The organism is Paenibacillus sp. XY044 (assembly GCF_002257645.1).
Lineage (GTDB): Bacteria > Bacillota > Bacilli > Paenibacillales > Paenibacillaceae > Paenibacillus_AQ.
Genome location: NZ_NQMO01000003.1, coordinates 579066 through 600355, shown reverse-complemented (window position 1 = coordinate 600355; position 21290 = coordinate 579066). Strand labels below are relative to the sequence as shown.

At 53.8% G+C, this 21290-nt stretch carries 17 protein-coding genes; 6 read left to right on the top strand and 11 right to left on the bottom strand.

Annotation, left to right across the window (positions count from 1 at the left end; all coding sequences use genetic code 11):
- Positions 1-15: 15 nt before the first annotated feature.
- The 4 genes from CJP46_RS16415 to CJP46_RS16400 all read right to left on the bottom strand — a co-directional run bounded on the left by CJP46_RS16415 (position 16) and on the right by CJP46_RS16400 (position 7657).
- Positions 16-1797, bottom strand: a complete 1782-nt coding sequence (locus CJP46_RS16415) for an acyl-CoA dehydrogenase family protein (protein WP_094596661.1) — start codon at positions 1795-1797, stop codon at positions 16-18.
- Positions 1798-1873: 76 nt separating this feature from the next.
- Positions 1874-3055: an acetyl-CoA C-acetyltransferase gene (locus tag CJP46_RS16410; RefSeq protein WP_094596660.1), complete on the bottom strand. Its 1182-nt coding sequence runs from the start codon at positions 3053-3055 to the stop codon at positions 1874-1876.
- A gap of 22 nt (positions 3056-3077) precedes the next feature.
- Positions 3078-5480: a 3-hydroxyacyl-CoA dehydrogenase/enoyl-CoA hydratase family protein gene (locus CJP46_RS16405; protein ID WP_094596659.1), complete on the bottom strand. Its 2403-nt coding sequence runs from the start codon at positions 5478-5480 to the stop codon at positions 3078-3080.
- The gene (locus CJP46_RS16400; protein ID WP_179281185.1) at positions 5477-7657 is read right to left on the bottom strand and encodes a (Fe-S)-binding protein; all 2181 of its coding nucleotides are present in this window, start codon (positions 7655-7657) and stop codon (positions 5477-5479) included. Before CJP46_RS16400 ends, CJP46_RS16405 begins: the two co-directional genes overlap by 4 nt.
- A 189-nt stretch (positions 7658-7846) precedes the next feature.
- Between CJP46_RS16400 and CJP46_RS16395 the strand changes: the two genes are divergently transcribed.
- The 3 genes from CJP46_RS16395 (at position 7847) to CJP46_RS16385 (ending at position 10508) form a co-directional block, all read left to right on the top strand.
- Positions 7847-8428, top strand: coding sequence for a fatty acid metabolism transcriptional regulator FadR (locus CJP46_RS16395; RefSeq protein ID WP_094596658.1), 582 nt, complete (start codon positions 7847-7849; stop codon positions 8426-8428).
- 26 nt (positions 8429-8454) lie between these two features.
- Positions 8455-9222, top strand: a complete 768-nt coding sequence (locus CJP46_RS16390) for an electron transfer flavoprotein subunit beta/FixA family protein (protein ID WP_094596657.1) — start codon at positions 8455-8457, stop codon at positions 9220-9222.
- A gap of 311 nt (positions 9223-9533) precedes the next feature.
- Positions 9534-10508: an electron transfer flavoprotein subunit alpha/FixB family protein gene (locus CJP46_RS16385; protein WP_094596656.1), complete on the top strand. Its 975-nt coding sequence runs from the start codon at positions 9534-9536 to the stop codon at positions 10506-10508.
- A 214-nt stretch (positions 10509-10722) separates the two neighbouring features.
- Here the strand turns inward: CJP46_RS16385 and CJP46_RS16380 are convergent, their stop codons facing one another.
- Together CJP46_RS16380 and CJP46_RS16375 are read right to left on the bottom strand one after the other, a co-directional pair.
- Positions 10723-12396 carry a DUF4091 domain-containing protein gene (locus CJP46_RS16380; RefSeq protein ID WP_094596655.1) on the bottom strand — a complete coding sequence of 558 codons (1674 nt, stop codon included), beginning with the start codon at positions 12394-12396 and terminating at the stop codon, positions 10723-10725.
- A gap of 94 nt (positions 12397-12490) precedes the next feature.
- Positions 12491-13243: an MBL fold metallo-hydrolase gene (locus CJP46_RS16375; protein ID WP_094596654.1), complete on the bottom strand. Its 753-nt coding sequence runs from the start codon at positions 13241-13243 to the stop codon at positions 12491-12493.
- A gap of 136 nt (positions 13244-13379) precedes the next feature.
- Between CJP46_RS16375 and CJP46_RS16370 the strand changes: the two genes are divergently transcribed.
- The gene (locus tag CJP46_RS16370) at positions 13380-13808 is read left to right on the top strand and encodes an Lrp/AsnC family transcriptional regulator (protein WP_094596908.1); all 429 of its coding nucleotides are present in this window, start codon (positions 13380-13382) and stop codon (positions 13806-13808) included.
- A gap of 114 nt (positions 13809-13922) precedes the next feature.
- On the opposite strand, the gene CJP46_RS16365 is transcribed toward CJP46_RS16370, so the two are convergent.
- From CJP46_RS16365 to CJP46_RS16355, 3 genes are all read right to left on the bottom strand, one after another.
- Positions 13923-14465 carry an HXXEE domain-containing protein gene (locus CJP46_RS16365; RefSeq protein WP_094596653.1) on the bottom strand — a complete coding sequence of 181 codons (543 nt, stop codon included), beginning with the start codon at positions 14463-14465 and terminating at the stop codon, positions 13923-13925.
- Positions 14466-14694: 229 nt separating this feature from the next.
- Positions 14695-16089 (bottom strand): protoporphyrinogen oxidase, encoded by a 1395-nt coding sequence (locus CJP46_RS16360; protein ID WP_094596652.1) that lies wholly within the window; start codon positions 16087-16089, stop codon positions 14695-14697.
- A 149-nt stretch (positions 16090-16238) separates the two neighbouring features.
- Positions 16239-16622 carry a potassium channel family protein gene (locus CJP46_RS16355; RefSeq protein ID WP_094596651.1) on the bottom strand — a complete coding sequence of 128 codons (384 nt, stop codon included), beginning with the start codon at positions 16620-16622 and terminating at the stop codon, positions 16239-16241.
- Between the two features lie 234 nt (positions 16623-16856).
- Here CJP46_RS16355 and CJP46_RS16350 point away from each other — a divergent pair, with 234 nt between their 5' ends.
- A complete protein-coding gene (locus CJP46_RS16350) occupies positions 16857-17426 on the top strand; it encodes an LOG family protein (protein WP_094596650.1) in 570 nt (189 codons plus the stop codon).
- A gap of 102 nt (positions 17427-17528) precedes the next feature.
- On the opposite strand, the gene CJP46_RS16345 is transcribed toward CJP46_RS16350, so the two are convergent.
- Complete coding sequence (locus CJP46_RS16345; protein WP_094596649.1) at positions 17529-19925, bottom strand: YcdB/YcdC domain-containing protein; 2397 nt, start codon at positions 19923-19925, stop codon at positions 17529-17531.
- A 224-nt stretch (positions 19926-20149) separates the two neighbouring features.
- Between CJP46_RS16345 and CJP46_RS16340 the strand changes: the two genes are divergently transcribed.
- On the top strand, positions 20150-20350 hold the full coding sequence (locus tag CJP46_RS16340) for a hypothetical protein (RefSeq protein ID WP_094596648.1): 201 nt from the start codon (positions 20150-20152) through the stop codon (positions 20348-20350).
- Between the two features lie 33 nt (positions 20351-20383).
- Here CJP46_RS16340 and CJP46_RS16335 read toward each other — a convergent pair whose 3' ends face one another.
- Positions 20384-21148: an SDR family oxidoreductase gene (locus CJP46_RS16335; RefSeq protein ID WP_094596647.1), complete on the bottom strand. Its 765-nt coding sequence runs from the start codon at positions 21146-21148 to the stop codon at positions 20384-20386.
- Positions 21149-21290 lie beyond the last annotated feature (142 nt).

Here is a 21290-nt window from a genome sequence, read left to right as displayed (position 1 = left end):
CCATCTCACGAATTGTTACAGCACGTATTTTTCCGCGTCAATGACCTTTTCGGCGATTTCGCGCTTCAATCCCAGCGTATTGACAGGCGATTTTTTCGTCAGCTTTTTCAGAACGGACAGCTGCGTCCGGAGCGTGTCGCCCGATTCCATTGCGGCGAGCACTTCTTTCGCCCACGTCTCGATTCTATTGAATTCATCATGAACGAATACGGTCGTCATCAGGATTGGCAGGCGGGCCTTGTCTTCGCCCGAGCGGTCAATGGTCTTCCGCGTGCGCAGCAGAGCGCTTTCCATCGCATAGACCGAAATCATCATATCGGACAGATGGCTCAGAATCTCCTGCTCATCTTCGAGTTTCAATTGATATTTCTGAACAGCCTGGGCGCCGGCCATCAGAAAAATTTTCTTCGCCATCTTGATCAGATGGGCTTCCTGATCGAGGGTGCCATCGAAGGTTTGCGGAGGAATCGGCTCCAGAAGCTCGGCCTGCAGCGCCACCGCTTTTTGCATCAGCGGCAGCTGGCCCTTCATGGCCCGCTTCACCAAAGTGCCTGGAATGAGCAGACGGTTGATTTCGTTCGTGCCTTCGAAAATGCGGTTGATCCGCGAATCGCGGTAGTTCCGTTCCACCCTATACTCTTGAATAAAGCCGTATCCGCCATGAATTTGCACGGCCTCGTCAACCATGAAATCCAGCGTCTCGGAGCCGAACACCTTGTTGATCGAGCATTCGAGCTGATATTCGGCGATCGCTTTGGCCGATTGATAACCGACCTCCGGGCTGCTGTGATCCACTTCCGCAAGGCCCACATCGAACAATCCTGCCGTGCGGTATACCATGCTCTCGAGTGCGTACGTTTTTGTGTTCATATCCGCCAGCTTCTTGCCGATCAGCGGGAAAGAGGAAATTTTCTGCTGGAATTGCGTGCGCTCGTTCGCGTACTTGGCAGCCAGCTCAATTGTATCCTTGGAAGCACCTACACAACCGGCGGCCAGTTTGAAGCGTCCGATATTCAGGATGTTGAAGGCGATCAAATGTCCCTTGCCTACTTCCCATAACAGATTCTCGACAGGCACTTTCACATCCTCCAGGATGAGCGGACAGGTGGACGATCCTTTAATTCCCATTTTCTTCTCTTCCGGTCCGATACTTACACCTTCCATCGTGCGTTCCACGATAAAGGTGCTGAAATCTTTGCCGTTCACTTTGGCATACACGATGAATACGTCAGCAAAACCGGCATTCGTGATGAACTGCTTGCTGCCGTTCAATACATAATATTCACCATCATCCGATAAGGTGGCTGTCGTTTTCGCTCCCAGCGCATCCGAACCCGAGGAAGGTTCCGTCAAGCAGTAGGCGGCGATTTTCTCGCCGGTGGCCAAGGCTGGCAAGTATTTCTGCTTTTGCTCCTCCGTACCGAAATAGACGATCGGCAGCGTGCCGATGCCGACATGGGCCCCGATGGACAAGGCGAATGCGGAAGCTTTGGTCAGCCGTTCGCTGATCAGCGTCGAGCTGACCTTATCCAGGCCAAGCCCGCCATATGCCTCTGGCACGTCGGCGCCGAGCAATCCAAGCTCACCGGCTTTGCGCATCTTCTCCACTGTGAGCTCATAATTCAGCTTCTCGATCGCTTCGTCATGGGGCACCACCTCACCGGCCACAAAATCCTCTGTCGTCTCAGCGATCATCCGGTGTTCTTCCGTAAAATCCTCGGGCGTCACAATCTGGTGAAAATCGGTGTCTTCTATGATATAACTTCCGCCAATCACCTTGTTCATCGTCTTACTCATCGTCCCCGTCTCCTTTGCGATATGATAATTCAAAACCGGATCCTATGTCTGTCTAGCGCACTGCCGGCAACTGTTCTTACGGATGAACCTCAAACACGCCCGCGGCGCCCATTCCGCCGCCGATGCACATCGACACTACGCCATAGCCCCCGCCGCGCCGCTTCAGCTCGCTGATCAGCGTCGTCGTCAGCTTCGTACCCGTACATCCAAGCGGATGCCCCAGCGCAATCGCGCCGCCGTTGACGTTTACTTTCTCCTCATCGATGCCCAGCTCCCGGATAATATGGACGCATTGGGAGGCGAACGCCTCGTTAATTTCAAACAGGTCCACATCGTCCAACGTAATTCCGGCCATCTGCAGCGCCTTCGGAATCGCCTTGACCGGACCGACGCCCATAAATTCCGGCTCGACGCCGCTGAGCGCAAAGGAACGGAACGTGGCAAGCGGCTGCAGGCCAAGTGCCTCGGCTTTGTCCCGGCTCATGACAACGACCGCCGCAGCTCCATCGCTGACCTGGGAGGCATTCCCCGCCGTGACCGATCCGTTCAGCTTGAACGCCGGCTTCAGCTTGCCCAGCACTTCCACCGTCGTGTCGCTTCTCACGCCTTCGTCCATACGGAATTCAAAGGTTTTCGTCTGTACTTTGCCCTTCTCATCCACGCCTTTTAGTTCAGCCTGAATCGGCACGATTTCGTCCTGGAACTTGCCTTCCGCGATCGCCTGCGCCGCCTTGGCATGGGATCTCGCAGCGAATCGGTCCTGATCCTCCCGGCTGATGCCGAAGCGGTCGGCCACTTCTTCCGCCGTATGCCCCATGGCGATGTAGACCTCCGGCATCTGCTCAACGATCTTCGGATTCGGCGACATCTTAAAGCCGGTCATCGGCACATGGCTCATGCTCTCCACACCCCCTGCGATCAGGATCTCGGCATGCCCCAGCATGATTCGCTCGGCCGCGAAGGCGATCGACTGGAGTCCCGAGGAACAGAACCGGTTGATCGTCAGCGCCGGCACCGTCACCGGGAATCCCGCGTACAGCGACATGATCCGGGCGAAATTGAGCCCCTGCTCGCCTTCCGGCATGGCGCAGCCGATGATGATGTCCTCTACGTTTTCTTTTTTAAGGCCCGGCGCGCGTTCCACTACAGCCTCCAGCACCACTTTCCCGAGATCGTCGGCCCGTGTCTGCGCCAGGCTGCCTTTCTTGGCACGGCCGACTGCGGTACGCGCCATCGATACAATGACTGCTTCTTTCATGGAATATCCCCTCCCGTGGATGTTAGTTGCGGAGCGCCTTGCCTTTGGTCAGCATGTGATGCATGCGCTGCTGCGTCTTCGGTTCGCCGCACAGGCTTAAGAAAGCCTCGCGCTCGAGGTCCAGCATATACTCCTCGCTGACAAGGGTTCCTGCCGGGACATCGCCGCCGGCGAGGACATGGGCCAATTTTCGGGCGATCAGGTAATCATGGTCGCTGATATAACCGCTTTGCTTCATACCGAGCGCACCAAGCTGCAGCACAGCCTTGCCCTCCGCCCCAACAACCCGGATCTTCTCCTGCGGGATCTGCTCATAGCCGCTGCGCGCAAGGCCGAGAACGGCCTGTTTCGCCTGATAAATCTGAAGATCCTGACTCACCGCCACCCGGTCGCTTGGCCGCAGGTATCCGAGACGCTTGGCATCGTGACCGCTCGTCGATACCGTCGCCGTCCCCACGGTTTGGAAAATGTGATTCATGTACGGCTGCAGATCTGCATCCGGAAGACCGGCCGTTTGGCTTGCCCGCAGCGCCAGTTCCTTGCAGCCCCCGCCGGCGGGGATCAGCCCGACGCCGACTTCGACAAGGCCGTAATACGTCTCCGGCGCAGCGATGACCAGGTCGGCCGGCATGCAGGACTCGACACCGCCGCCGAGGCACATCCGGTGCGGCGCGGCCACGACCGGCTTTTCAAATTGCTTCAGCGCGTACATCGTATACTGGAATTTGCGGATGATTTCGTTGATTTCGTCCCATTCTTCGTCCTGGGCTTCCATGAGAAGCAGCATAATATTGGCGCCCACGCAGTAATTGCGCGCCTGGTTTGCAATAACGAGTCCTCTGAAATTGCTGTGCACCTCGTCGATGCTCTGCGTAATCAAGGATAGGATATCTTCGCCGATCGCATTGTTGGGCGAATGGAATTCCAGGCAGGCGACGTCGTCCCCAAGGTCGATCAGGCTGGCGCCGCTGTTTCCTTTCACCACTTTGTTTTGCTCTTTCAGGCTGCGCAGATGGATGACTTCCTCAGGCTGCTCTACTTGACGGAATGTCCCAGAAGCCACGTGGATCGTATGCAGCCGGCCCTCCTCCTGCTTGTAAAAGGACTTGTGACCCGCAGCGATCCACTCTTTGACCCAGGCGGGGACGCTCAAGCCTTCGGCTTCCATCCGCTCAACGGACCGTGCCAGGCCGATGGCGTCCCAAGTCTCAAACGGTCCGAGGTCCCAGGAGAAACCCCATTTCATGGCGTCGTCGATTTCCTTGACCGAATCGGCGATCTCTCCGACCTTTTCGGCCGAATAGACCAACACCTGCTTCAGAATGTCCCAGGCCAGATCCGAGTACCGGTCCTTCGCCCCGAGGAGTGCCTTGGTCTTCTCGCCTGCTCCCTTGGCCGTCTTCGCCGCCTCCAATGATGCCGATTTCGGCTTGGACTGCGGCACGTATTCCAGCGTTTTCAGATCAAGCGATAAAATTTCGCTTCCGGCCGGCGTTTTCTTTTTCAGATAAAAGCCCTGCCCGCTCTTCTCCCCAAGCCAGCCGCGCGCCACCATGCCCGTCAGCACGTCCGGCGAAGTGAAAACCGCCTGCTCGCGCTCATCTTCGACGTTCACCCGGACGTTGTCCGCGACATGAACGAATGTGTCGAGCCCCACCAGGTCCAGCGTGCGGAAGGTGGCGCTCTTCGGACGCCCCAACGCCGGTCCGGTCACCGCATCGACCTCTTCCACCGTGAAGCCCTTCTCCGTCATTTCTTTCAGGGTCACCAGCAGGCCGTAAGTGCCGATCCGGTTCGCAATGAAGTTAGGCGTATCCTTTGCGATGACGACGCCTTTGCCGAGCACCCTTTCGCAAAAATCCTTCATATCCGCCACGAGCTCCGGCTCCGTATCTCGGCCCGGAATGATTTCGAGCAGCTTCATGTAACGGGGCGGATTAAAGAAGTGCGTGCCCAGGAAGTGTTTTCTGAACGCTTCGCCGCATTCGGCCGCCATCTCGTTAATCGAGATGCCCGACGTGTTCGAGCTGACCACCGTTCCCGGTTTCCAATGCTGCTCTACGCGTTTCAGGAGCTGCTTCTTCACTTCCAGATTCTCGACCACCACCTCGATGACCCAGTCGACGCCTGCAATCTGAGACAGATGATCCTCGAGGTTACCGGGCGTAATCCGGGAAGCAAACGCAGGATCATACAACGGAGCCGGCTTGGTCTTGCCGAGCCTCTCGATGGCCGATGACGCGAGACGACTGCGCACCGCCGGATGCTCCAGCGTCAGCCCCTTCTTCATCTCTTCCTCTGTCGGCTGTTTCGGAACGACGTCCAGCAGTAAGCACGGGATCCCGACGTTGGCCAGATGTGCAGCAATGCCGGAACCCATAATTCCCGAGCCGATGACGGCTGCCTTGCGAATGGATTTGTTCATTGTGTGCTTGCCTCCATTTCAAATCCTTTATTGTGAGCAGCGGAATCCCCGAACACGGACAGCTCCAAAATTTCGGCGATATCCTTTGCCTTCACACGCTCTTCCACTTCCTTCATCTTCGTCCCGTCCTCCATCATGGTCAGGCAGTAGGGACAGGCACTGCTGATGATGCTTGGATTCACTTCCAGCGCCTGCTCGGTGCGGGCAAGGTTCACCCGTTTGCCGGACGTCTCCTCCATCCACATCATGCCGCCGCCGGCGCCGCAGCACATCGCATTTTCCCGGGTGCGCTTCATTTCAACCAGCTCCACACCAGGAATAGCCCGGAGGACATTGCGCGGCGGGTCGTATACGTTGTTATAGCGTCCCAGATAACAAGAATCGTGATAGGTGATCCGCTCCTTCACCTCATACCTCGGCTGCAGCTTCCCTTCGCGAATGAGCTGATCCAGAAGCTGGGAGTGATGAAGCACCTCCACCCCTTCCAGTCCAAATTCAGGATATTCGTTTTTGAACGTGTTAAAGGTGTGCGGGCATGCGGTCACGATTTTTTGGACGCCGTATTTTTCGAAAAGCGCGATGTTCTCCATGCACAGCTGCTGAAAAAGCATCTCATTGCCCATCCGCCGGGGCGTATCTCCCGAATTTTTCTCCTCGTTGCCGAGGATGGCGAAATTGACGCCGGATTCGTTCAGCAAGCGGGCGAACGCCTTGGAAATTTTGCGGCTGCGCAGATCGTACGACCCCATCGATCCGACGAAGAACAAGTATTCAAACTGCGGATTGTCCTTGACGGTCGGCACCCGGATGCCTTCCACCTCGCCGGTCCAATTGGCCCGGTCGTTACGGTTCAATCCCCAGGGATTGCTTTGTCTTTCGATATTTTGCAGTGCACGCTGCCCCTCTGCGGGCATGCTTCCCTCCATCAGCACGAGATGGCGGCGCAAATCGATAATTTTATCGACATGCTCGTTGCCGACCGGGCACTGATCCTCGCAGTTTCGGCAGGTGGTGCAGGACCAGATCTCCTCCTCGGTCATGACGTCGCCGATCAAGCTCATGTCCTGCGGACTTGTGTCCTGATGGGTCCAGGTGGATTTCTGCCATGCCAGCGTAGGACGGATATCCGTCATGCCTTCGGCTGACGACCAATCGGGATGATCTTCGGCTGCGGTCAAAGCATGCGCTCCGCTGACTGCAAAAGCGTACTCGGGAACATAGGGCGATTTACCGGTCACGGCCGTTCCTTTTTCCGTCAAATGATCGCGCAGCTTGGTGATGAGATGCATCGGCGACAGCACCTTACCGGTATTGGATGCCGGACAGACGTTCGTGCAGCGTCCGCATTCCACACAAGCGTAGAAGTCGATCATCTGTTTTTGCGTAAAATCTTCGATCTTGCCGACGCCGAACGATTCGGCTTCTTCATCTTCGAGGTCAAGCTTGCTCAGCTTGCCGACAGGCTCGGAGCGGCCCAGCCAAATATTGACCGGTGCCGTAATAAGGTGGAAATGCTTCGATTGAGGAACATAGACGAGAAAAGATAGCAGAATAAGCAGATGTGCCCACCAGAAGATATAGAATAAAACGGATGCCGCCGTCCCGGACATGCCGGTGAAGATGGCCGCAATGGCAGAGGAGATGGGCGCGTAAGCGGATGGCCCGAGGTCAAACCGGACCCTTTCGAAGGTAAGCGACAGCAGGACGGACAGCATCAAGGAGAAGATGAAGAAAACGACAATGCTCGGCTTCCATCCTTTCTTCAGGCGCGCCAGCTTCTCTCCATATCGCCGGTACGCGGCATATCCCATCGCCACAAGGACCAGAAACACCGTGATCTCCTGCAGCAGACCGAAGACGTCGTACGCCGGAAGCGGCAGGTGTCCGCCGTCCGTGAGCCCCTTTATAATGAGATCCAGCGCACCGAACTGAAGGATGATGAAACCGTAAAAAATCACCACGTGCATGATGCCGCTCTTCCGGTCCTTCAGCAGCTTTTTCTGGCCGAACACCTGTCCCAGAAACTCGCCCCAACTGCCTTCACGCTGCTTCCTGAAATCCACGGGCTTGCCGAGTTTTACGTACAGGATTCTGTGATATACCGCTTTGTAGAACAAATAAATGCCATACCCGGTCACGGCGAGAAACAGCAGTAAATTGACGATTGGCCACACCATTTGTCATCCGTCCTTTCTTCATATTCGATAAAATAGGTGACGGCTTTCGTTTCGTAAGCGGTTACAAAGCTTGTTTAAAAATAAAATCTTACGTTGAAAACATTGACAATTGGCACGGTTTCCCATAAGATTAAGAAAAATGAATGAGGATTCATTCAGTTATCTGAATTCTAACACCGGGGTGGCCTGATGACAAGTAGAAAATTGGAAAAATATGAGTTGATTTTGGATGCAGCCTTAAAAGTAATCGCGGAGAACGGCTATCACGGCTCCCAGATTTCGAAGATCGCCAAGGAGGCAGGTGTCGCGGACGGCACGATTTATTTATATTTTAAAAACAAGGAAGATATCCTTATTTCTCTGTTTCAAGCCCGTCTCGGAAATTTGGTCTCCATGTTCAACAGCAGCGTGAAGGAAACGAATACCGCGGATGAAGCCCTCCGCAAAGTATGCGAAATTCATTTCACCGAACTCGAAAACAACATCAATCTGGCCTATGTGACACAAATCGAGCTGCGTCAGAGTTCCTTGGAGCTGCGCAAAGCCATCGGCCTTGTCGTCAAGCCCTACATTCAGCTGATTGAGCATATCATTGAACAGGGGATGGCGGAGAAATCGTTCCGCTCAGACCTCGACATCAAGCTGACGCGCCTGCTGATTTTTGGGGCCATGGATGAAGTGGTCACCTCCTGGCTTATCTCCGGCCGAAAGTATTCCCTTTCCGCACAGGTGGATAAGACAGTTGAGTTTTTCTTAAAAGGCCTAAAATAACGCGTTTGAGAGAGGAGCTTGTCCGCATGAATATCTACGTTATGCTGAAGCAAACCTTCGACACGGAGGAAAGGATCGTCATTTCGAATGGACAGATTTCCGATGACGGGGTCAAATACGTGATCAATCCGTACGACGAATATGCGGTTGAAGAAGCGTTATTGCAGCGGGATGCGCACGGCGGTACCGTAACCGTCGTCTCAGTGGGACCGGAACGCACGGCCGAGGCGCTGAGAACGGCACTCGCCATGGGTGCCGATGAGGCCGTGCTCATTGACGGCGACAGTATTCCCGGCGACGAATTCAGCATCGCCAAGGCGCTAGCGGCTTATTTCGGCCAGCAGTCCGTAGACCTCATTCTCGGCGGCAACTTCTCCGTGGACTCCGGCGGGGGCCAGGTAGCCGTACGGGTAGCCCACATGCTCGGCCTGCCTCATGCTTCCTCGATCACGAAGCTCGACATTGCCGGCGACAAAGCGACCGTGAGTCGGGACGCCGAAGGGGATACCGAATCGCTTGAGGTTTCGCTTCCCGCGGTATTCACCGCACAGCAGGGGCTTAACGAGCCGCGGTATCCGTCGCTGCCCGGCATTATGAAGGCGAAGAAGAAGCCGTTCCAGCGACTCGGACTCGGCGATCTCGGTCTAACCGACGCGGATGTGGCCGCCAAGACGAATCGGCTCTCCCTCACCCTGCCGCCGAAACGCAAAGCCGGACAATTGCTGAAGGGAGACCTGGCCCAGCAGGCTGCGGATCTTGTTCAGCTGCTGCGTACCGAAGCCAAGCTGATTTGATTGTACCCTCGCTTTTTCTCGTCTAGATAGAATGAACTAAAGAAATGAATGTTAATGGCCGTATCGGGCCGTTATAGCAAGAAGTTCAATACAAAACTTTAGTTCAATCTATATAGATAGAATGAACTAAAGAAATGAATGGTATTGGCCGTATCGGGCCTTTATAGCAAGGAAGTTCAATGCAAAACTTTAGTTCAATCTATATAGATAGAATGAACTAAAGAAATGAATGTTATTGGCCGTATCGGGCAGTTATAGCAGGAAGTTCAATGCAAACTTTAGTTCAATCTATATCAAAGGAGGAATTCCGTATGAGTAAAACGTTTGTGGTCGTTGCCGAGGTCCGCGGAGGCAGCCTGCGTCAGGTTTCCTTGGAAGCGCTTCAGGCGGCTTCCCTGGCCAAAACCGAAGAAGACACCGTCGCCGCGGTGCTGATCGGATCGCAAATCACGACCCTTGCCGCAGGGCTGGCAGGTTATGTGGAAGGCATGGTTTACGCTGTGGACCATCCCGATCTGGAGATCTACAACGCCGAAGCCTATTTTGATGTCGTGAAAAGCGTGTTCGAACAGGTAACACCGGACGTGGTCGTGCTTGGCCATACGGCACTGGGCCGGGATCTCGCGCCGAAAATCGCGGCCCATTTGGGAGCGGGACAAATTTCAGACGTGACGGCGATCGAGCAAAACGGCGGTGAAGCGGTCTATACCCGTCCGATTTACGCAGGCAAAGCATTCGAACAAAAGTCGTTCACCGGGGGGCCGCAAGTTGTGACGATCCGCCCGAACAATATTGCTCCCGCTCCGAGCGTAACTTCTTCTGGTGAGATCGTCGAGATCGATTACGCACCTTCCGGCTCCCTCCGCTCGCTCGTGAAAGACATCGTGCGCAAGACGTCAGGCAAGGTCGACCTGACCGAAGCGAAAATTATCGTTTCGGGAGGCCGCGGCGTCAAGAGCGCCGAGGGGTTCAAACCGCTCGAAGAGCTGGCGGACGTGCTGCACGGTGCGGTGGGCGCTTCCCGGGCGGCTTGCGATGCGGGATACTGCGACTACTCCATGCAGATCGGCCAGACCGGAAAAGTCGTAACGCCTGAGATTTATATCGCCTGCGGCATCAGCGGCGCGATCCAGCATTTGGCAGGAATGAGCCAGTCGCGCGTCATCATCGCGATCAATAAGGATCCCGAAGCTCCGATTTTCAAAATCGCGGATTACGGTATCGTCGGGGACCTGTTCGAGGTCGTACCCCTCCTAACCCGCGAGTTCCGCAAGGTGCTGGCTTAATGGCACATCGATCATGAGGCCCGATGTACATTCAAGGAAACAAGACCGCATTTGGCGGAAGTTTTTATTGCAATCATAGCAAGGCGAGTCTCCGAAGCGTATCCTTTCTTATATCTAAAAAAAGCATTCGGCAGCCGGTTCACCACCAGGCTGTCGAATGCTTTTTACTTGTCTAGTCATTTATGAAACGATATTCAATGGGACAAAAGCAAACTCAGACGCTTGCCGAAGCCAAAGCCTCTTTAATCTTCCGGTTCACCCATTCGCGCTTGGCGATCAGCCACTCCTCTTCCCGAGGGTAGCGGCTGAACGTGATCGGCTCGGCCAAGTCTTCCTCCAATGCCTTCAGCACGTTTTCCCTGCCGATTTTCGATTCGAGCAGCTGGAGCGCACGCAAATCCTGCAGCGCCTCATTCATCACCTCAAGCCGGATCGATTCAACCGGCACGCCGCCCGGCCCCGGATACACGATAAACGGATCGCCAGACGGAAATGCTTTGCCGGCATCGGTCGTCTCGTACGGGTCGATCTCGCCTTTGGAGTACTGCGAATAATAGAAGTTATAACCCCAATGCAAAAATCCGGCGGCGTCGAACTTGTACAGCTGGTAGCCGAGAATCCGGCTGCGGGCCGAAGGGAAACACATGAAGCGGTTAGCCACTTCTTTATACTGGGAACAGCAATAGTACGTCCATAGCGGTTTGACGTCATGCGCCAGAAACGGTTCGATATGGTTGCTGGCAGGAATAGGCGTCTTCACCAGACCATTCTCGAAGAAATCATAGTCCGAGAGGGCGTCGATGATCGGAAAGCCCTGCAGCAGATCGCCAAGCAGCATGCTCGCATACCCATACGACTCCAGATGTTCCGCCCCAGGCTCGTCGGAAATATGGAAAAAGCTTCGTTCCGACAGGTTATTGGCATGAATCCATTCGGTGAGTGACGGAACAAATTGCTCCAGGAACAGACGATACGTCTCACCGGTGGCATCGGTTTCCCAACCGAAAATTTTCTGGGGAGTACCGTCTACGGATGCGATAATTTTGGGCGCATGCTTCGCCCCCCACTGCGTGAACAAATGGGAAAATTCAAAATACCGGATCCCCTTCTCATCGCACAGCTCAACCCATCTTGCGAGCCGGTCAAATCCGAACGCGTATTGATTTTCTCCCGTGACCGTCACATCCACAAGCTGAACCGTCGGCCGTTCCCCGCCTACCTCGGTGTCCAGCGGCGGCGTAAAGACCGGCGTCAGAATCATGTTCATGCCATGCTTCACGGCGGTATCAATATATTGACCAATCACCTGCCAATGGTCTTCACTGAATACGTCCAGCTTGTAATATGTCGCCAGGCAGTCCGTATGGAACCATTCGGTATGTATCAGCTTTTGGGGAGGCAGCTCCTCCGGAATCGTCTCCAGCTGGAAAGTCTCCTCTCCGACAAGTTCCCCATCCCCGGATTCAAAGCGAACGGTAATCGGATTGCTTCCCGGCGGCGTCTGACCATCCGGCTGAAGCGTGATCCACACGCTCTGCCACTCTCCCGGCACAGCCGGAATTTCTTGCTCTTCGTCCAGCGGATACAGCGGATCCGGAAACAAGCCGGGCTCCGCACGGAGGACATGTTCATCGTGATCCGGGTATACGGGAAGACCGGATGGCACCAGGCCAACCCGTCGAACCGTAGCCGTCAGTGCGGCCGGAGCATCCACGAAGACCCGAAGTTGGTTCACCGGGCTGTCCGTCCGGTAAGCGGCTTGAAAAGCATACGTTTCGTTGCTGAGCATCGAGCCCCCGGTCACTGAATTTTCGGTTCCTTGTCCATCCGGGAATACTTTGGATAACGAGCTGAGAAGCCTGGTCTGAAATGCTTGATTCTGATTCATTGCGGCAGTGATCCCTCGCTTTCAAACGGTATGCTTTATCCTTCGCTGTCCGCCCCCGGCTTCCTCTTCGAAATCCCATAAAAAATATATTTTTTTATTCCGTAAAAACTTCCCCGTCTTTCGGAATCACAACGCGGCTGCTGTATTCCGCCTTCTCCACCGCATTTCGGAGATCATCCCTTGTTACAAAACAGTGATTGATCGCTTCCATATGAACTGCGGCTACACGGGTATCCGGTTGATGGCGCAAGACCGCGAGCACGTCCTTCTCATCCATAATGATCGGATCGCCCGTCACGAAACGGGCACCACCGGCGTTGACGATCGTCAGTTCCGGCTGGTAGGCATCGAGCGCCTCTTCAACATCCTGACACCATATCGTATCGCCCGCAATGTAGACCGTCGGCTCGCCTTCGGCTTGAAGGACATAGCCGCACACGGGCCCCATCTGTTTACCGATTTCTCCTGTTCCGTGCTGCCCTCCGGTCCGGGTCAAGGTGATTCCCCGGAACGTAACGCTGCGATCGACCGGCGTCGTGCTGGCAAACCCGGCTCCCCGGATCTCGCCTTCGTCCTCCGGCTGGCAGAATACCGCCGTCTCCTTGCTGATTTGCTTCTGAGCGGGCTCATCCCAATGATCCGGATGACGGTGGGTGACCAGCAGCGCGTCCGGCCGCAAGAGCTCTTCCACCTTAACCGGCAAAGGGACCAGCGGATTGCGCAGCTCGTTGGCGGTATTGAAAACCGGCGGATTGGCCCCCTTCTCGCTGAACATCGGATCGACGAGCAGGGTTGCTCCAGCATATTCAATATACAATGTAGCATTGCGGATCAATTGAATTTTCATTTCCATTCACTCCCGGTTTGGTTTATGATTCTGTTGTTCACAGTATCAGTATAGAACAGGAAAGTGTGTTCTTTACATAGCCTGGCGAAACGATATTGGAGGCTATATTTTCACGGTGAAAGGAATGAAGGACAAGATGAGCAAACAAGAAATCGACGAGATCGACCTTAAAATACTGCAGCTGCTGGTGGAAAACTCTCTCCAGTCCAACAAGGAGATCGGGGAAAAGGTGCATCTCACCGGTCAGGCGGTGGGTGCACGCATCCGAAAGCTCCAGGATCTGGAGGTTATCGAGGGGTATACGCTGCGGTGCAATCCGGGCAAGCTCGGACTCCAGGTAAGTGCCTTTATTACGGTCTTTATGAAATCCGCGGAAACGCATACTTCGTTTCAACATTACATTCAGCGTACCCAACCCATCGTGGAAGCCCACCGGATCAGCGGTGAAGGCTGCTATCTCCTTCGGGTGCAGGTGCCAACCCCCATGGACCTCAACGAGCTTCTTGGCGAGATGGTCCAGTTCGGCAATTATAAGGTCAATTTGTCCATCGGGCAGCTAAAATAGCAACAAAAAAGAGCTTCCTTCCAGTTTGAGCTGGAATGAGAGCTCTTCTTTTTTTGCTTGAGAGTTCCGTCCACGGCGACATGGCATCCGTTATCTGAGCGCTCTCCATCTCCCTTACCTGTTCGGCGCGATCCGGCGCGCACACTGATGACCGATCCATACGGCTGGCAGCACGGTAGCTGCACCGACAGGAATGCTCCATGCAAGGTCTGAGCCATGCACCAAGCCTGCATCCAGAAGGCGGTAAAATAAATACGCGGAATAAGGCAGCGTAACCAAAACCGCGGTCACCACTCCTGGAGTGTATCTTCGAAGATACAGGCTTTGCCCCACATGCGTGAATACATGGATGAGCATAATCGCATTAAACCCAGTGAATAGCAGCATTGCATTACGTTCGGCGGCTATATATGTAAAGGGAATAAACAAGATAAACTCGAAAAATACGGCTACGGCAAATTGGGAACCGGTGATGTCGGAGAAATCTTTAAGGAATCTACCCGCTCCGTTCGGGACGATCCGGCTGACCTGATCGTAATTTCGCCTCATCCACCCTTCCACCGTAATGATCTCTTCAAAGTCGTGAATCATAAATGCCGCGAGAAACAACCAAATCAGCGAATTGATACTCACTGCTTCGTCAATGGCTTCCAACATGCAAGCTTCTCCCCCGCTTCTGCCATAATCTTGCTATATATATTATCGGGTTAGACGGGAAAATGCTCAAGCGATCGTATTGATCGCTAGGTTACCAAATTGAACGGCAGCGCTTAAGCTGATTCAGGTCACCTTGTTGAGAACCGTAATCCTTGTCTGCACCAAAACAGCCGCCCCTTCGGGCGGCTGTTCGCGTATATCGCAGTATTCGCTTTTGAACATCTCGATCTTACAGCTTTGAAGCGATTTTATACGCCGTCTGCTCGCCGTTAGCGATACAATCCGGAATTCCGACGCCGTAATAGGAGCAGCCGGCCAGATAGATATCCGGGAACCGCTCGGTCATTTTCTGCTCCAGCTCTTTGACGATGCTGTGATGCTTGATATGGTAATTCGGCATGACATTATGCCACTTCGTGACCTCGTGTGTGACCGGTTCTCCGGTAATCCCCAGGCTTTTGCGGATATCTTCCAGCGCAACGTGCAGCAGCTCCCCCTCGCTCAACTGAACCAGCTCATCGTAACGCGGATTGCTGCTTTTATAGAAGAGTCTGACGAGCAGCTTACGTTCACGGGACGTATGCTCCCATTTCCGGCTTGTCCATGTGCAGGCATTGCATGTGATGTCGCTGCCGTCGGCCGTAATAAAGCCCGTGCCATCAGCAGGCAGCTCGGCATCCGGCAGATCGAAACCAACGTATACGCTGATCATGGAGCTGTTCTTCAGCTGGTCAAACTCCTGGTCCAATACCGGATCCGCAAGCAGCCGCTGCGCCGCGTTGTGCATCGTACCGAGCACGACAAAGTCAGCGTCAATCACACGTCCGTCAGCAAGCGTCACGCGGTAGCCGCTTCCGTCCTTCGCCACGGATTCGGCCCGAACGCCCTTCACGATATCCGTTCCGGTCAGATGCTGCTCCAAGGCGTCAATCAAGGCCGAAACGCCGTTTTGGAAGGACATGAATTTCTTTTCACCGCCGCTTTGAAATTTTGCGCGATTTTCAGACAGTCCTTTGATCAGGCTGCCGTATTCGTTTTTATAATCGATCAGATAAGGCAGCGTTGATGCGATTGTCAAGTCGCTCAGCTTGCCGGAATAAACGCCAGACAAAACCGGCGCGATCTGCTTCTCCACGAATTCCTTTCCGAGAAAAGCCTCCAGAAACGCACCGACCGAATCATTTTTCGTGAAATGCTCATTGGGAGTGTACAGATCCTTCAAGGCTCGCACTTTGCCCTCCGCGGATACCAGCTCGGTCGTGGCAAGCGATTCGACGCTGGTTGGAATTCCAAAGACAGCATCCTTCGGAATCTGCTTCAGCCTTCCGTCCGTATAAATATACGAAATTCCAGTTGCATTATATACGACCTGATCCTCCAGATTTAATTCCTGAACCAGCGGGGCCACATTCGTTTTTCGGGTCACGATCGAATCGGCGCCTGATTCCATCGAAAAACCGCCGTCGTATACGGTCCGCATTTTTCCGCCCAGCGTCTGTTCCGCTTCTACGAGGATGATGTTCGCCGGCTCCGTCTGGCCGCTGTATTGATTCAAAGTTCGGCGCAAGTAATATGCGGTGGACAACCCCGTTATTCCCCCGCCGATAATGACGACTGTTTTCAAGACGCTTCACTCCTGCTTCCAAGATGACTGCATGTTCAACCTTCTTGTAAATTATAACATAGTGCTTCATGCCCGGATTTGTTCAATCGTGACGTTAATCGTACAAAAAAACCGCGGAATCCCGCGGACCTTTTCGCCTGCTTTTGCAGTTATTTTTGCTTCTTGGACCTGCTTCTGTAACGGTCACGACCGGTATCGGTGTCGCCGCTCTTTTGATTGCTCTGAACAACGCCGTAAGCGACATAACTGAGCAGTCCCATAAAGATGCCCGTGCCTGCAACGATATACATCATCGTAAAAATTTTACCGAGTCCCGTCCTGGGCTTGAAATCCGGATGTCCTACCGTACTCAGCGTCGAGATACAAAAATAAAGAGCATCTATTACGCCTAGTCCTTCTTCTGTCACGTAAAAAATCGTACCCGAAACGAGCAGCAGGACAATCAAAATAAAGAGAACCTGGAATTCTTTCAGTTTAAACGCATGAAACAGGCCGGTCAGCAGCCGTTTCAGGGTCAGGACAAAGGATATCATGGATGACCCGCCTCGTTGTAGGTTTTGGTAAGCTTATGTACGTCCGAATGGTGATTCCCCCTTAATATTCCCCTTTTTTCCTGCAAAAAAACGTGGTCCAGACACCCACTTCGGTGAAGCGCTTTTTACGTTCCCTTTACCTAACGAAAGAGATATTTGCGACTATGGTCCCGAATTATCATTTATAATGAGAAAGAACGAATAGAGAAAAGCTTTTGCGAAGGGAGTTATGACATGAAGCATATGGCTGTATATTGCGGTTCAAGTTACGGAGCGTCGCCGGCATATCGGGAAGCGGCTGTCGAGCTGGGCAAAGAAATGGTTCGCCGCGGGTTAACCCTGGTCTACGGGGGATCCAGCGTAGGCATCATGGGCGTGCTGGCCGATACGGTCATCGCGGAAGGCGGACAGACGATCGGCGTCATTCCGCAGGTGCTGGTAGACCGGGAAATTTCGCATCAAGGATTGACCGAGCTTCACGTGGTAGGGACGATGCATGACCGGAAGTTTAAAATGGCGGAGCTCGCCGACGCATTCCTTGCGCTTCCGGGTGGACCGGGTACGATGGAGGAGTTTTTCGAGGCGTTCACGTGGGCGCAAATCGGGATTCACCGCAAACCCATTGGCATGCTGAACGTGAATCGTTATTACGATCCGATGATCTCCCTGTTTGAGCATATGGTACGTGAGCAGTTCATGCAGCCGCAGTACCAATCCATGGCCATTATTGAGCCTGATGTGTCTGTATTGCTGGACTTGATGAGTAAATATAAGGCCCCTGCCGTCAAAAGTTACGGTAAATAAGCCTATAAGTCTTCACACATAGACAGCCGCAGTCCGGAGACTGCGGCTGTTGCTCGTGAGAATACCCGGGTAACGGAAACCCCGAGGCACCGACACAAATAATTATCTTTGGTTCAGCGGGGTATCCACTTTGCCTTGAAGATGCGCCAAGCGGACCATAATGGTCGCTGCTTCAGCCTTGGTGACCGGCTTCGCCGGGTCGAATTTGCCCCCCGTGGCGTCCATCAGTCCGAGCTTCAGCACAAGCGCAACGGCGCCCTTGTCCTGGATCGCATTCGCATCGGAGAGGGACAATGCCTGCGCATCCTGCTGGAAGAACTTGGACAGGCGGTTGTAATGCAAAGCCGTGGTCAGGCTGGTAGCCACCGCTTCACGGGTCAGCTTCTGCTCCGGATGCAGCTCCGAGGATTTCACGTCTTTCAGCCAGCCTTTATCCGAGAACAGCTGTACCGCTTGCGCGATCGGACTGTCCGCCGGTACATCGGTAAAGATCGGTTGATACTGGCCGCCGTAATATCCTTGATCCGGATAAATCCCTTTCGCCATCATTTGGATCCAGTCACCCAAAGTCAGCTCCGCATCGGGATGAAGCAAGCCGTCCTCACCAGGCATCAACACGCGGTATTCGAGCAGCGTTGCCAAATCCTTGCTTGCCGCGTGGTTCGCCGCATCGCTTGGAAGCGCAGCGCTCTTGTCCTTGTTCGAAACGGGCAGCAGATTAGAAGCCTCTGTTTTGCCTGTAACCCCGTCGATATATCCTCCGTTCCGCTCTCCGTTCAGCGTTGGAACATACGCCAATCGAACGGTCGGTTCCACGTACGTGTTATCCACTGGGTAGCCGCCGCTGCTGATGTACCGCAGCTCCACGCTGAGATCGTCCAGCAGGCGCTGCTGTGCGTCTTTCGCATCAACTTTTGCTGTCAGGGCATCCAACGCTTTGATATCTTTATCCGACAGGTAGGTATCCGCATTGTAGCTCACCAGCTTGCCGCCGCCGTCGATGGAGACGTTCACCGTCATACCGTTAACAGGCAAGTCCTTGTAGAAACGCTGGAACACGAATTGATAAACCGTCTTCGATGCCGTATTCAACGTTTTGGCGTCTGAGAGTTTCAGAGCTTCGGCGGCATTCGGATAATGGGCCAGCACCAGCTCAATGGCTTTCGCTTGTGCCTGGGCTTCCGTCACGGACGAAGCGGTGGCTTTGGCCGGTTCGGCATTCGGATACTGGAATTCATTGTAGCTCAGCAGCTGCCCTGTGTCGGCGTCCACGTACGCGTACTTGCTGTCATCGCCGTATATCCCGGCAGTTCTTTTGTTCCAGTTCAAGCTCCAAGCCTGCTTACCGGTGCCGCCCCAATAATTGCCGAGATTTGATTGGAACTGGTAATCCGAGCCCGGGGCAATGCCTTGAAGCCGCTGCAGCACTTCGTCTGAAGTCAGCTGCCCGCCTTGGTTCGGGGTGAATACTTTACCGGAAGCCTTTAAAGCGGTATAGCTAGCCGCTTGGCTTGAGCCGTCCAGATCCTTACCAAAAATGGTATCGATCCGTTTCCCGGAATTGGCATCGATCGGCTCCAATGTCCGGTCTGGAACATAACCGATCTTCCATTCCCGGTTGGCGGACGTATCGTATAGCGAGGTGGACGGTATGTATGCTAGCGTTACGGACAAGCCCTGCTCAAGACTCTTCTCCGCATCTTCCTTGCTGAGGGTGGCTTTCGCCGCTGGATAATCCCCCTGGTTAGTATTGCGGTTAAAGCGGACGATATTTCCGTTGCCGTCCACGTCCAGGCTCACAGACTCATTGTCGGCAGGAATCCCATTGACGTCAACCGTGTAAGAAAATGAATACTGAACCGGTCCGAACAAAGCCTTGTTGGATGAATAGAGGTTCTGGTTTGACGGTTTCATCGTACCTGCTTTAATAGAAGGAGCCGCTTTGGGTATAAACGCCTCGGCGATTTTTTTAGCTTCCTGCTCGGAAACCGCCGGCGGGTAATAGGCCGTGTTGGAATCGTCTAACGGGTACATATATGGATAACTATAGCTGAGAATATCTCCTGTAATCGCATCCACTTGGGTACTGAAGCCAATCGAGTGGTTCCCCTGTTGAATCGTCCAGTTCTGCACCCATACCTTCTTCGTGTTGGATGGGTACACGTTCTGCTCACCATAGGTTACTCCATTCAGCTTTGCATCCTTCAATTCGGGAAACAAAGATCGAATACGCGATTCCGCTTGGGCCTTCGTAATTTTGGCGTCGGCCGGATTGAGTCCCTTGGAGGCTGCGGAGCCGCTGTCCTGGGACGCTGAAACGGCGGAATCCTTCGCGACCGTAGTCCCGCTGACAGTCTCCGCTGACGCAAACAAGGGCACCTGCAGCAGACTGAGCCCGAGCGTGCCTGCAAGCACTTTTTTCGCTACGGAAGCGTTTCTTATGCTCCTCTCCTTTGCTTGGTTTCTTGGCATGCCCGCGGCATGTTTTTGTTCGTCCATCCTTCTTCCTCCCTATTATTCCAATATAAACCATTTTGATTATAACATAGGAAGTTAGAGAATAGGCTCGCAAATTGGTTTTTCAGGAAAATACTAGTACTTCTTCATCTTGTGCAATGATGAATTTCCGTTTATTCTATAGTTAGTCGAACGAAGGGAGCCTTAATTGCCGTAAAGTCTGGCGCCGACGTTCCGACGAATGATAACCTTGGAGGAATCAACAGATGAAAAGAATGAAGACGATCGATTCCGGAAAGCCGCAAAAGGTTTCCAGCGATCCGGTTCTCGGGGGACGCAAATCCTGGAGCCGTAAGCCGATGACGCAGGTAGTCAACAATAAGAAAGCAGAACAGCGCCGATCGTGGTGCCGAAAAGGCACGGACGACGGCGCTTTTTTAATAGGAGATCAGAAAGTATGCATCTAGCGGATGGATCAAGCCATCCGGGACAGAGCGGTATTAATAAGCCGTCCAGCCGGCGTCCGCTGTAATGACCGTACCGTTCACAAAACTGGAATCGTCCGAGGCGAGGAACAAGGCGACCTTCGCGATTTCATCCGGCTTACCGGTTCTTGGATTCACGCCCATGCCGGCCATCGCTTGCTGCACGCCAAGCGCGTTCATATCCATATTAGGCGTATCGGACATAATGTTGGTTTCCACGCCGCCTGGAGCGATCGCGTTGCAGCGAATGCCGAGCTTCGCGTACTGGTATCCGACATTTTTGGTCAAACCAATAACGGCATGCTTGGAAGCCGTATAAGCAGCCCCTGCCCGGGAACCGAACAATCCGCCGACGGATGCCGTATTGACGATCACGCCTTTTCCCTGCTTGACCATAATCGGAAGTGCTTTGCGGATCGCCCGCATCGGACCCGTCGTATTTACGGCAAAGACACGCTCCCACAGTTCATCGGTCACTTCGGCCGCTGCAACCATTTTATCCATAATTCCCGCATTGTTGACCAGGACGTCCAGCGATCCGTACTGATTCACTGCGGTATCGATCATGTTCTGCACGTCTTCTTCCTTGGCAACATTCGCGATGACCCCAACCGCGGTACCGCCTTGCTGCTGAATTTCCGCAACGACTTGGTCAAGAGAGGCCTGGGAGATATCAGCAAGAACCAGTTTGGCGCCTTCCTTGGCGAATAAAAGAGCCATTTCCTTTCCCATTCCTGATCCGGCACCCGTAATAACCGTGACTTTGTCTTGTAGCTTCATGACCATCCTACCTCCAACCTTTAGTTTAGACAACACATTGTCTATAATCATTATAGCGCTCGTCCGATTTGGCGATCAAACGTCAATCTGGTCGAAAGTGTCTATTTTACAGCGTTTTCAACTTCGTCAGGAGGACTTAACC